The 12390-nt window shown below is 72.1% G+C and carries 11 protein-coding genes; 1 reads left to right on the plus strand and 10 read right to left on the minus strand.

Translation table 11 applies throughout. The features are described 5' to 3' along the window. Positions 1–51 precede the first annotated feature (51 nt). The 6 genes from LUX31_RS04215 to LUX31_RS04240 all read right to left on the minus strand — a co-directional run bounded on the left by LUX31_RS04215 (position 52) and on the right by LUX31_RS04240 (position 4935). A complete protein-coding gene (locus LUX31_RS04215; protein ID WP_235473179.1) occupies positions 52–1020 on the minus strand; it encodes an LLM class flavin-dependent oxidoreductase in 969 nt (322 codons plus the stop codon). Beyond that, the gene (locus LUX31_RS04220) at positions 1017–1649 is read right to left on the minus strand and encodes a PaaI family thioesterase (protein WP_235473180.1); all 633 of its coding nucleotides are present in this window, start codon (positions 1647–1649) and stop codon (positions 1017–1019) included. Before LUX31_RS04220 ends, LUX31_RS04215 begins: the two co-directional genes overlap by 4 nt. Positions 1650–1797: 148 nt before the next feature. Beyond that, positions 1798–2436 (minus strand): DoxX family protein, encoded by a 639-nt coding sequence (locus tag LUX31_RS04225; protein ID WP_235473181.1) that lies wholly within the window; start codon positions 2434–2436, stop codon positions 1798–1800. Between the two features lie 49 nt (positions 2437–2485). Further along, positions 2486–2941, minus strand: coding sequence for a nuclear transport factor 2 family protein (locus LUX31_RS04230; protein ID WP_235473182.1), 456 nt, complete (start codon positions 2939–2941; stop codon positions 2486–2488). Positions 2942–2982: 41 nt separating this feature from the next. Then, positions 2983–3774 carry an SDR family NAD(P)-dependent oxidoreductase gene (locus LUX31_RS04235; protein WP_235473183.1) on the minus strand — a complete coding sequence of 264 codons (792 nt, stop codon included), beginning with the start codon at positions 3772–3774 and terminating at the stop codon, positions 2983–2985. 327 nt (positions 3775–4101) lie between these two features. Further along, positions 4102–4935 (minus strand): SDR family NAD(P)-dependent oxidoreductase, encoded by an 834-nt coding sequence (locus tag LUX31_RS04240; RefSeq protein WP_235473184.1) that lies wholly within the window; start codon positions 4933–4935, stop codon positions 4102–4104. 301 nt (positions 4936–5236) lie between these two features. Between LUX31_RS04240 and LUX31_RS04245 the strand changes: the two genes are divergently transcribed. Further along, the gene (locus LUX31_RS04245; protein ID WP_235473185.1) at positions 5237–7384 is read left to right on the plus strand and encodes an acyl-CoA dehydrogenase; all 2148 of its coding nucleotides are present in this window, start codon (positions 5237–5239) and stop codon (positions 7382–7384) included. A gap of 48 nt (positions 7385–7432) precedes the next feature. Here LUX31_RS04245 and LUX31_RS04250 read toward each other — a convergent pair whose 3' ends face one another. The 4 genes from LUX31_RS04250 to LUX31_RS04265 all read right to left on the minus strand — a co-directional run bounded on the left by LUX31_RS04250 (position 7433) and on the right by LUX31_RS04265 (position 12306). Beyond that, positions 7433–8986, minus strand: coding sequence for a class I adenylate-forming enzyme family protein (locus LUX31_RS04250; protein WP_235473186.1), 1554 nt, complete (start codon positions 8984–8986; stop codon positions 7433–7435). Positions 8987–9024: 38 nt separating this feature from the next. Then, positions 9025–9945 carry a TIGR03619 family F420-dependent LLM class oxidoreductase gene (locus LUX31_RS04255; protein WP_235473187.1) on the minus strand — a complete coding sequence of 307 codons (921 nt, stop codon included), beginning with the start codon at positions 9943–9945 and terminating at the stop codon, positions 9025–9027. Positions 9946–10198: 253 nt separating this feature from the next. Further along, positions 10199–11095 (minus strand): alpha/beta fold hydrolase, encoded by an 897-nt coding sequence (locus tag LUX31_RS04260; RefSeq protein WP_235473188.1) that lies wholly within the window; start codon positions 11093–11095, stop codon positions 10199–10201. Then, entirely contained in the window at positions 11092–12306 is a 1215-nt protein-coding gene (locus tag LUX31_RS04265; protein ID WP_235473189.1) for a thiolase family protein, read from the minus strand. The genes LUX31_RS04260 and LUX31_RS04265 overlap by 4 nt, the downstream gene beginning before the upstream one ends. Positions 12307–12390 lie beyond the last annotated feature (84 nt).

Below are 12390 nucleotides of genomic sequence, written 5' to 3' on the forward strand. Positions count from 1 at the left end.
TGACCGCATGACCGTCTGATACGGCGACCGCCGGCAGTCACGGCTTCCGCGTCACGTTCCCTGGCGGGGCTGTGGCTCGCGCAGACCATCAGCCGCGCGTACGCCACGGACCACCGCGGCGACCTCGCGGGCGAACAGCTCGACCGTCTCCGGCCGCCCGAAGTCGTGGAACCGGACGATGAACAGCTCCACACCGCGCGCGCGTTCCTCCAGGAAGCGCGCGACCAGCTCGTCCGGAGTCCCGGTCAGCGCGCGGCCCCACGCCCACTCGGGCAGCCGTCGGGAGGTGGCCTCGGCCACCGGCTCGCGTTCAGCACGGGTGGCCGCCAGGCCGACCGCGTACTGCGCAGAGATCCTGGCGCTCCCGCGCAGCGGCGCCAGTTCCTCCAGGCGGTGGCGCGCCGATCCGACGCAGTTCCACCAGTCCGCGTACCGCGCGACCAGAGGCATCGTCAGTTGCCGCCCCGCACCGCCCAGATGCACCGGAATCCTGCCCTGCACGGGGACGGGCAGCCCGTAGGCCCCGCGCAGGGTGAAGTGGCGTCCCACGTGGTCGAAGGGGCGCCCGGTCCACATCGCCTCAAGGATCTCCAAGGTCTCCCCGAGCTGCTCCGCGCGCTGCCGTCGGGACGACGTGCCGAGGCCGAAGCGGGTCAGCTCCTCGTCCACGGATCCCCAGCCGAGGCCCAGGTCGAGCCGGCCGTCGCTGATCTGGTCCACGGTGGCCGCCATTTTCGCCAGCAGGGCCGGCGGGCGCAGCGGATTGCAGCCGACGAGATGGCCGAGGCGGATCGTGGAGGTCGCGGTGGCCAGGGCGGTCAGCAGCGTCCAGCTCTCCAGGGTGTCGCACGGCGGGGCGCCGGGGGTGAGGAGGTGGTCCATGAGCCAGAAGGAGTCGTAGCCGCTGTCCTCGGCCGTCCGCGCGAGCGCGCGCATCGTGGTGACGTCCGTTCTGAACTGCGGCTGGTAGAGACCGAACTGCGCAGGCCCCGTCGCCTTCGCCTCGGTGTCGTACGTCATGGCTGGCCGGGTCGCAGTTGTACGAAGAGCGCCTCGGCGTCGGCGAGCAGGTCCTCGCCCTCGCGCAGCCGCCCGGAGACGAAGGTCTTGCGGCCGTCGATCCTGTCGATCGTCGCGTCGAGCTGGAGCTCGCGGTGAACGGGGGTGATCTTACGGTAGTTGACTGTCAGAAATGCGGTACGTGAACCCGGCTGCCCCTGGGTGCTGACGAACGTGCCGAGCAGATCGTCGAAGAGCAGGGGCAGAAAGCCGCCGTGCACCGCGCCGTTCCCGCCGACATGCTCCGCGCCGAAGGTGACCGTCGCCCGCAGCGACCGGTCGTCCATCGCCCCGAGGCTGTACCGCACCAACAGCGGGTGGCCCGGCCCGAAGAGCACCGCCGCTGCCACGAACCGCTCGTCTTCCAGGACTTCGTACTGTTCGAGGCGTTCCACGGTCCGTCGCAGCGAGCCGAGAAGGTCCGCGGTAACCGCGGCGGGCGGAGCGGCGGTCACGACGGCCGACTGGAGCCTTCTCACCGCTTCGACGAGCGCGCCGAACGCCTGCGCGTCGGGCCCTTGAGTGGCCGGCCGCACGGTCCACGCCGTCGCGCTCCCGGTCTGTCCGTCCTCCACGGGTGCATGTGACATGAGCGTCAGATATACCAGTTCTCTTCGATCGCGGCAAACGCGCGCCCCGCTACCACCGCGGGACGCCACTGCCGTCGTGCGGCGGACGGACAGACGGGCAGACGGGCAGACGGACAGCCAGCAGTCGGTGCCTGGTAGCCGGTGGTCGTCACATGGTCTCGGCGGTCTCGGCGGTCTCGGCGGTCGTCTCCGCGGTCCTGTCCGGATCCAGGTCCGGTTCCGGCCCGGGCCCCGGCTCCGGCGGCTCTTCGGGCCGGTAGGAGACCTTGAGCAGCAGCGCGGCTCCCGCCGTGCCGAGGCCCGCGGCGAGCAGGGCACTGCCGAGTCCGGCGCGGCGGCGGGGCAGGAAGCGGTCGACCGAGTACCTGCCGTGGCCCAGCGTGGCCAGCGCCACGGCGGCGCCGGCCACGACCCCGGTGTACTCCCAGCCGCCCTTGAAGACGAAGAACCCCTTGCCACGGTGGTCGGTCCGCCCCGCGACCGCCATCAGACCGACGGCGGCCGCGGCGGGCAGCGGGTGGGCGACGCCGACGGTGAGGGCCGCCCCGGCGGTCATCTCGGTGGCGGCGGCGAGCCGGGCGTGCACGCCCGCGGGCCTGAGCCCCAGCGACTCGAACCAGCCCGTGGTGCCGCGCAGTCCGCCCGGGCCCGCGACCTTGTTCCACCCGTGGGCGAAGAGCATCGGTCCCAGGGTGCCGCGCAGAATCAGCGCGGCGAGGTCGGTTCCTGTTCCCGGGCCGACGGCACGAGGCTGGTGCGACTGGTGCGAGGGAATGGGATCCGTCATACGACGGCCTCCTGAGATGACATTGATCCGCTCATGTCTGGCCGGGCGCTCATGTCTGGCCGGGCCGCATGAGGACGGGGGTGAACCGCCGCTCCGCGATCTTCCACCCGTCGGTGGTCCTCACCAGGCGGTCGTCGTAGAAGCCGGCGCCGTTCATGGTGAGCCGACCGTCCGGGGTGGTCAGGAGCACGTCCACGTAGGAGCACGCCGTCACCCCGTCGCCGTCCGGCTCGACGCGCTGGTTGGTGATGCGGTGGAGGGTGTGGCCCATGTCCCGGTGCGCCGCTTCCATCCACGCCGTGATGTCCTCGGCGCGGGTCCACCGCAGGACTTCCCCGGTGGGCATCTTGCCGTAGTCGACCTGACAGTCCTCGGTGAAGCAGGTGCGGAACAACTCCCAGTCACGGCGGTCGATTCCGGTGGCGTACCGCACCAGCACTTCGCTGACCTCGGCGGTCACGGCGGGTGGGGCGCTACGGGTTCCGGGGTCGGGTTTACTGTCCACGGTGTCTTCCTTGTCTTCCTTCGTCGCGGGGTCGGGCGTCTCTAGGGCATGAGGAGCAGGCCGCCGTCGACGACCACGGTCTGGCCCCGCATGCCGTCCGCGAGGGGGCTGGCGAGGGCGAGAACCATGCGAGCGACTTCCTCCGTCGACGTCTGGGCACCCGCGGTGCTGACGGCGACGAACTTCTCGGTCTGCTCCGGTGTCGCGTCCACCAGGACCTCCTGGTTTCCGGGCGTCATGCCCATCTGGCCGGGAGCCACGCAGTTGACGCGGATTCCGCTGCTCATGAGTTCCTTGGCCAGGGTGCGGGTGTAGCTGATGACTCCGGCCTTGGCGGCGTTGTAGTGGACCATCAGTCCGTCGGCCACCACCGGGGCGATACCCCCGACAGAGGCGATGTTGACGATCCGACAGGGGGCGTCGGGCCGGTCGAGCATGGCCCGCATGGCCGCCTGGCACATCAGGTGGGTGCCCTTGAGGCCGATGTCGATGACGCGATTCCACTCGTCTTCCGTGAGCCGGTCGGTGCGGATGACGCTGAAGACGGCGGCGTTGTTGACGAGGATGTCGATCGAACCGAAGGCGTCGACCGTCGCCGCCACGGCACGGTTCGCGTCCGCGGCCATCCGTACGTCACCCAGCACCATGTCGACGGGCAGCCCCTCGGCATTGAGTTCGGCCTTGGCCTTCACTGCCACAGCTTCCCGGAAGTCCATGATCATGACAGCGGCGCCCGCGGCGGCCAGCGCCCTGACGATGTCGAGTCCGAGGCCGCGGGCACCACCGGTGACCAGGGCGGCCTTGCCGGTGAGGTCGATCAGACCAGCGCTCATCAGGGCTCCTCAGGGTTGTCGGACGTAGGGGCGATACGGCGAGAGGCGGCGGCATGCGCCGGGTGCGTACCGCCAGGCCCAGTCCGGAGGATCCCGCCGGAGACGCGGGGCGTTCCACGCCGGTCTGCGGCGTTGTCGGCGTTCGCCGACGCTCCCCCGCGCGGCATCGCGGGGGGGGGACCGCCGTCGCGTCGCCGCCCTCCTCCGCCTTGCGGCCCGACGCTCCCCCGCGCTCGAACAACCTCGCGCGGGGGACCCCCATCGCCCCGCTCACCAGCGTCCATGACACACCGCCGATCTTCTCCGACCCGATCCGCCGGACAGGGCCTAGTCCGCGTCGCCGAAGAACATCCCGGCCGAGCGTGCCGTCTTCTCCACCCGCTCCCGGCGGGCCGCGGTGTCGGCGGCCGCCTGTTCCGGCGTGACGTCCGCGAAGGGGAAGATGTAGGTCGGGCCGCGGCCCAGCTCGCGCAGTCCGGTGCGGGCGACCTCCTCGGAGGCGAACAGCCCCTCCAGCGTCAGCCCGCTGCGCTCCAGCAGCCGCCGCAGCGCGGGCGTGTCGGTCGCCGGGGCGACGAGGCAGGTCACGTCGATCCCATGCGGTCCCAGCTCGGACCAGAGCGACTCCGCGAACGCGATCTCGAACGCCTTGGTCGCCGAGTACACCGCCAGCCGCGGTCCGCCGCCGAGGCCGGCGCCGGAGGCCATGATCAGGATCCCGCCGCGCCCGCGCTGTTTCATCGCGGTGGCGAAGCGGTGGCAGCAGCCCATCACCGTCGCGGTGTTGCGCTGGAGCATGCCCAGCCAGTCGTCGATCGGGCAGTCCAGGAAGTACGCGCCGCGCGAATCAGCACCGGCGTTGGAGATGTACAACCCGACATCGAGGTCGGCCGTCAGGTCGAACAGGCGCTGCGAGGCGTCGCGTTCGGACAGGTCGAGAGCGATCGCACGGGTCTGGATCCCGTGGTCGCGTTCGAGGCCGGCGGCGAGTTCGTCGAGCAGTGGCTGCCGCCGTGAGACCAGGACGCAGTGCACGCCCTGCTCGGCGAGCATGCGGGCGTAGTCGCGGCCCATGCCCTCCGACGCGCCCGCGATCACGGCCCAGGGGCCGTACCGCTCCCGTAGCCGCACCCCATCGATCGCGTCTTGCCCAGCGCCCATGCCTCGCTCCTCCACTGCTACGACAAGCGGCCGAAAGAACCGTCGAGGTCCGTCCCGGCGGCGCGGCCAATGAGTTCTACGGCGTCAGAAGTACACGCCGTCAGAAACGTAGCCCGAGCGGGAGAGCGAAACAAGACTCGTGCAGAACCAGGCTTTCCAGACCTACAGCGTGGACGCGAACAGATTCCCTTGACATGACGAAGGCGTCAGATACGCTGACCATCACGCAGGTGAGGAGGGGGCTTGCCCTGGGATGCGGGCTCCGCGCCGACCAGCATCCGACACACACCGGGGACACTTGATGGCATCTCTCGCAGTTCACGCCGACCACCGGAACCTGGCGGAGGTGGCTCGTTCCTTCCTCAGGGCCCAGGGCGGCACCGGTCCGGCGCGTGAGGCACTCGACGAGGGCTCCGGTGCGCCTCCGGCGTACTGGCCGCAGCTCGAAAAGCTCGGCTGGCTCGGCTTGCATCTGCCCGAGGACGTCGGCGGCCAGGGCTTCGGCCTGGCCGAGACGGCCGTCGTTGCCGAGGAGTTCGGGCGGGTGGTCGCTCCCGGCCCCTTCTTGTCCACCGTGATCGCCTCCGCCGTCATCGACCGGGCGGGCAGCCCCGAACAACGGGCGAGGTGGTTGCCCGCGCTGGCGTCCGGCGCCGCCACGGCCGCGATCGGGCTCGTGCCCGGCACGCTCTCGCTCCGTGACGGACAGGTCGACGGTGAGACGCCCGCCGTGCTCTGCGCGGGCACCACCGACCTGCTGGTGCTGGCGGTCGGTGCCGATGCCGTCGTACTCGACCACGACAGCCCTGGGGTGACGGTGCGGGAGGGCGACAGCCTCGATCCCACCCGGCACGCGGCCACCGTGGTCTGCGCCGCCGTTCCGGTCGACGAGTCCGCGGTACTGCGCGGTGCGTACGCCGAGGCCGTGCGCGTCGCCAGGACGCTGGCCGCCGCCGAGGCCGCGGGCATCGCCGACACCTGCACGCTGCAGGTCCGCGACCACGCCCTCACCCGTGAGCAGTTCGGCCGCCCGATCGGATCCTTCCAGGCCGTCAAGCACCAGTGCGCGGACATGCTGGTCGCCGCCGAACTCGCCGCCGCGGCCGCATGGGGTGCCGCACGGCCCGCGCTGTCGGCGCAGGAGGGTGCGTACGCCGCGGCACTCGCCGCAGCCCAGGCACTGCCCGCCGCCACGCACTGCGCGGGCCGGAACATCCAGCTGCACGGCGGTATCGGCTACACGTGGGAGCACGACGCCCATCTGTACTTCAAGCGCGCACTGGCGCTGGAGACGCTGTTCGGCGCGAAGGTCATCGACGACGTCGTCACCGGCGCGGTCGCCGGTCGCTCCGTGGCCGCACTGCCCGAACTCCCCGAGGAGGCCGCGTCGTTCCGGGCCGAGGTCCGGGCGCTGCGCGCCGAACTCGACGCGTTGCCCGCCGGGGAGCGGCGGGCGGCGCTGGCCCGGTCCGGCTACCTCGTGCCGCACTACCCGCGTCCCTTCGGCCGGTCCGCGGGGCCGGTGGAGCAGCTGGTCGTCGAGGAGGAGCTGCGCGGCGTCGAGCAGCCCGACCTGGGCGTCGGCGCCTGGATCCTGCCGACGCTGGTACAGCACGGAACCCCGGCCCAGGTCGAACGCTGGGTGTGGCCGGGCCTCACCGGCGAGCTGAGGTTCTGTCAGCTGTTCAGCGAACCCGAGGCCGGATCCGACGCGGCCGCCATCCGCACCGCCGCCCGCAGGACCGAGGGCGGCTGGCTCCTCAACGGCCAGAAGACCTGGACGAGTGACGCCCAGCGCTGCCACCGCGGCCTGATCACCGTCCGCACCGACCCGTCGGCACCCAAGCACGCCGGGGTGACGATGATGGTCGTCGATCTGCGTGCCGAGGGCGTGACGATCCGGCCGCTGCGGGACATGACCGGGGCAGCCGCGTTCAACGAGGTCTTCCTCGACGACGTGTTCGTGCCCGACGCGGACGTGGTGGGCGAGGTGGACGCCGGCTGGACCGTCGCCCGCGCCACCATCGGCAACGAGCGCGTGAGCATCGGTACCGGCCAGGGCGGCACCGCGGTCGACTCCGGGGTCCTGACGAACCTGGCCGTGCGCCACGGCACCGTGGACGGACCGCTGCGGCAGCGACTCGGCGAGGTGATCGCCGAGGAAGCCGCGATGACCATGCTCAACCTGCGACACGTGCAGGCGACGATCGACGGTCACGAGGGCGGCACCGACGGGAACATCGGCAAGCTGCTGTCGGCGGAGCACGCCCAGCGGGCCACCAGTCTGGCCCTTGCCCTGTGCGGACCGGCCGCTCTGGCGGGAGCCGAGCCCGAGGTCGTCGGCGCGCTCCTCTACAGCCGGGGGCTCAGCATCGGCGGAGGCACCTCGGAGATCAGCCGGAACCAGATCGCCGAGCGCGTGCTGAAGCTGCCGCGCGAGAGGAAGTGACCGGGCGGGCGGGTCGCAGCCGGGCGGGGGGACGTCGAGGCGTCCCCCTCAGAGGGCGGCCAGGCCCCGCAGCGCCGTCCGGTCCACCTTCAGCATCGGGGTCAGGGGCAGCGCGTCGACGATCTCCAGTCGGTCGGGGGCCTTGTAGTCGGCGAGCCGGCGACGGGTCCAGGCGCGCAGTTCCTCAAGGCTGGGCGGGTCCGCCGCGTCCTGGGGCACCACGAACGCGACGCCGATCTCGCCGATGACGGGGGCCGGGGTGCCCACCACCGCCACCTGGGCGATCCGCGGGTGCTCACCGAGCACGCTCTCGACCTCCAGCGGGTAGATGTTGTATCCCCCGCGCAGATAGACGTCGGTGGACCGCCCGGTCAGCACGAGGTGCCCCTCGGGCGTGAAGGTGCCCAGATCGCCGGTACGCAGCCAGCCCTCCTCGTCGAGCGCCTCCGCCGTGCGCTCCGGGTCGCGCCAGTAGCCGCGCATGACGCAGGCGCCGCGCACCCGCACGTGTCCGACCGTTCCCGGGGCGAGGGGGTGCCCGTCGTCGTCCACGACCTCCGCCTCCACGCCGGTCTGCGGGCGTCCGACGGTGCGGAACTGCACCTCGGGCGGGTCCTCGGGGTCCGTGCCGCTGATACTCGGTGATTCCGTCATGGCGTAGCGCACTACGAGCGGCGTGCCGAGCACGCGGTTGACGCGCTCCACGAGTTCGGGCGGGGCCGGTGCGGTGGCGCTGACACCCAGCCGTAGCCGCGGCAGGGCCCGGCGCTCGATGCCGGGCTCCTCCAGCAGCTTCGCCCACTGGGTGGGCGCTCCGGCCGCCACGGTGACGCGTTCGCGCTCCAGAAGGTCCGCCATGTCGGCCGCCTTCCACGGCACTGGACTGATCACCAGGGCGATGCCCCATGCCAGTTGGTCCCAGACCTTGGCAAGGTATCCGGCGTGCGCGAACGGGGTCGCGAACAGCCTGCGGTCGAACGGCGCGCTCATCACCCCCGAGGTCACGGCCGCCGCCGCGAGGCCGCGATGGTCGTACCAGGCACCCTTGGGCGCCCCGGTCGTGCCGCTGGTCCAGGTGATGACCGCCGGGTCGTCCGGCGCCACCTGCTCCCGCCGGAACGAGCGCGGCGCTCCGTGGCGGGCGGCGACGAGTTCCTCGCGGGACATCAGCGGGAAGCGGGAGCGGACCAGGGGCAGGTCCGCGCCGGCGTCCCTGATCACCAGGGTCGGCCGGCATTGATCGAGGATTCCGGTTGTCTCCTGGACACCCAGGCGAGTGCCCAGGCCGGTGGCCACCGCGCCGAGCCGCAGGGCCGCGGCGTAGGCGACGGCGAAGTCGATGCCGGAGGGCAGCATCAGCGCCACCACGTCTCCGTGCCGGACTCCGCGGGCCGCCAGCTCCGCGGCCACCGCGTCCGCCTGCCCGTGCCAGGCACCGAAGGTGATCCGGTCCGCGCCGTCGACGTACGCCTCGCGCTCGCCGAACTGTCGTGCCGCCGCTGCCAGGGCCTCCCCCAGGACGGCGGCGTCGCCGCGCAGCGGGGGCACGAGGGCGGGTGTCATGGCGGCGGGCGCCTGCTCGTTGCCGGTCGTGGAAGCCATGCTGTGTCACGCACCTCTCTTGGGGGCCGGCGCTGCGGTCAGTGCTTCAGGAGCCGTCGGCCCAGCGTCGCGACGTCGGCCGAGAAGTCGGCGAAACTGCGGCTGGCCGGTTCGATCGTGATCCAGGTGATTCCGGCGTCGGCGTAGTCGTCCAGCCTCGGCTCCAGGGCGTCGCAGAACGCCGTCACGTCGGCGTCGCGCAGCAGGCCGTTCTCGAAGGTGACGAACGAGATGTCCGCCGGCGGTTTGCCCGCGTCGGCCCGGTGGGCGTTCTGCTCGCCGATCATCCGGCGCAGGGTCGCGAGGTCCGTGAGCGGCGGTGTCCGGGTTACCTCGGCCATCTGCGCGGACTGCGCCATCGGCATCCAGCCGTCCGCCAGTTCCCGCGCGCGTCGCTGTGCGGGCGCGCTGTTGCCGCCGATCCAGATCGGTGGCCCGCCCGGCTGTGCGGGGCCGGGCAGCGTCAGATGTCCCTCTACGCCGTACTCCGGACCGTGGTGCTCCTCCCCCGCCCAGGTGGCGCGCATCGCGGCGATCGCCTCGTCGAGGAGCTTGCCGCGTCGTCCGAAGTCGGCGCCGAGCGCCTCGAACTCCGTCTCCAGGTAGCCGGCGGCGATGCCCAGCGTGAGCCGGCCGCCGGAGAGCAGATCCAGGCTGGCCGCGGACTTGGCGGCCAGATACGGGCTGCGGTAGCCCGGCACCATCGCGTAGGTGATCACCCGTAGGTGCTCGGTGGCGGCGGCCATCATGCTCAGCGACACGAAGGGGTCGAAGGCATGGTGCCCGCCGTTGGCCAGCCACTCGCGGTCCGGATACGGGTGTTCGCTCATGGAGACCGCGTCGAAACCGGCGTTCTCGACGACGCGCGCGACCGCGCCCAGGCCTCCGGCGTCTCCGATCCACCGCTCGTAGTGCTTGACCGCCCGCATGGGAAACGTGAGGTTGAACTTCAGTGCCACAGGGTCACGCTCCTGCCACTTCGAAGTGCCATGGCCATGTCGTCCTCACCGGACGGTCCAGGTGGGGCGACCGTGCGGCGTCTCCTGGAGGGAGGTGGTCCCGCCCGCGGCGGCGCCTGTCGTCCGGGAACGCCCGTGGTCCCCGATCCGGATCTGGAAGCCGGAGAAGCCGGGCAGGGTGCCCCGGGGGCGCGGATCTCGGCGGGGAAGTCCGGCTGGGTGACGAGGCCGGAAGCGCCGGGCGGGCGCACGGTCAGCCCACGTCCTTCGCGGATGCGGGCGGTATCGCCTGGTCGAGGAAGTCGAGGAGCCGCTCGGAGAACACGTCGTTGTCGTCGCCGGCCACCATGTGCCCGACATCACGGACGTCGGTGACCGTCAGGTCGGAGATCAGATCCCGCATCTCGGTGACACCGGCGTCCGAGACGACGTCGGACTCCCGGCCGCGCACGAGCAGCACCGGACAGGTGAGCGTGCGGGCCGCACGCCGGGCGCGGCGGTGGATCAGGGCGGTGTCGGCGGCCTCGTCGTGCGGCGCGACCATCGCGGGGTCCCAGTGCCAGTACCAGCGGCCGTCCCGCTCGCGCAGGTTCTTCTTCAGCCCCTCCAGCGAACCGCGCTGCTTGCGATGCGGGTTGTACGCGGAGATCGCGTCCGCCGCCTCCCGCAGCGAGCCGAAACCGTCGGGCGCGGCCCTCATGAAATCCTTGACGCGGTTGCCGCCCTTGGCCTCGACCTTCAGCGCGATGTCCACCATCACCAGCGCCTGGGCGAGCCCCGGCTCCTCGCCCAGGGCAAGGAGCGCGGCCTTACCGCCGAGGGAGGCACCGACCAGGGCCACCGGCAGGTCGCCCCAGGTCCGCTTGAGCTCGGCCACCAGGACACGTATGTCGGTCAAGTGGGCGCTCACACCGTAGTCGCCGTCGGGAGCCCACTGGCTGTCGCCGTGGCCCCGCAGGTCGACGGTGACAGCGAGCCGGCCGGAGGCGGCGAGCCGCTCGCCGGTGCGCCGCCAGGAGTGCCGGGTCTGTCCGCCGCCGTGCAGCAGTACGACGATGCCGCGGTGCGGGGAGCGACGCCCGCGGGGAGTCCACACGTCGGCGGCGAGCCGTACCCCCGATCCGGGCAGTTCCATGGGGGTGCAGGTCATATCGTCTGCCGCTGCTCGCCGGGAACGTGGAGGAGGACCGCGCCGGCCTGGCCGCCGCCCGCGCACATCGCCGCGAGGCCGTACCCGCCGCCGCGCCGCCGCAGTTCGTGCAGCAGTGTGACGACCATACGGGCACCGGAGGCGGCCACCGGGTGGCCGAGACTGCAGCCGCTGCCAGCCGTGTTGACGAGTTCCTCGTCGATGCCGAGCTTCTTGCACGCGGCGACCGGCACGGAGGCGAAGGCCTCGTTGATCTCCCACAGCGCGATGTCGGAGACCTCCAGGCCGGCACGCTGGAGCACCTTGGGAATGACGTCCAGGACGGCGAGACCGGTGCGCGCGGGCTCGATCGCGGTGGCCGCCCAGGCGCGGACCTCCGCGAGGACGGTCAGCCCCTGCTCGGCTGCGAACGCGCTGTCGGTGACGACGACGGCCGCCGCCCCGTCGTTGATGCCGGCGGCGTTGCCCGCGGTGATGGAGAAGCCCTCGATCTCGGGGTGCAGGACCTTGAGCCCGGCGAGCTTCTCGACGCTGGTGTCGCGGCGGGGGTGCTCGTCCACGGCGAAGTCGGCGAAGGACCCGTCGGGGCGCAGGGCCCGGACGGGGACGATCTCCTCGCCGAACGCGCCCGCGTCGATCGCGGCGATCGCCCGCTGGTGGGAGCGGGCCGCCCAGGCGTCCATCTCCTCGCGGGTGATGCCCACCTCCCGGGCGGTGTTCCAGCCGACGGTGAGCGACATGTCCCGGTTGGAGGCCTCGGGGGTGTCCGGATGCGACGGCGACATCCACCGCTCCTCGAAGGAGTCCGCGGTGCCGGGCACCCGGAACCTCTGCAGCGGCGCGGTCGAGGCCGACTCGACGCCGCCCGCGATGACGGCCCGTTCGGCCCCGGCGGCGATCACCGCCGCCGCGTCGCCGATGGCCGTGAGGCTGCCGGCGCAGTGCCGGTTGACGGCCTGTCCCGGCACCTGGAGCATGCCCGCTTCGACGGCCGCGTGCCGGGCGAGGTCGCCGCCACCGTAGTTGGACTCCGCGAGGATGACGTCGTCGACGAGCGCGGCGTCCAGTCCCGAGCGGCGCCGCACCTCCTCGACCACGACACGCGCGAGGTCCGTCGCCGGGGTGTCCCGCAGGCTGCCCTTGAAGGCCCGGCCGACGGCTGTCCTGGCCCCGGCCACGATGACCGGCGCCGGTATGCCTGATCGATACATCCGCACTCCTTGGCTGATGCGTGTCGCCGCCCCTGGCACTGCTTGCCAGTCAGCGGGCGCCCCCTCATAGTCATAGCGGATACA

Source organism: Streptomyces sp. GQFP, from assembly GCF_021545335.1.
Lineage (GTDB): Bacteria > Actinomycetota > Actinomycetes > Streptomycetales > Streptomycetaceae > Streptomyces.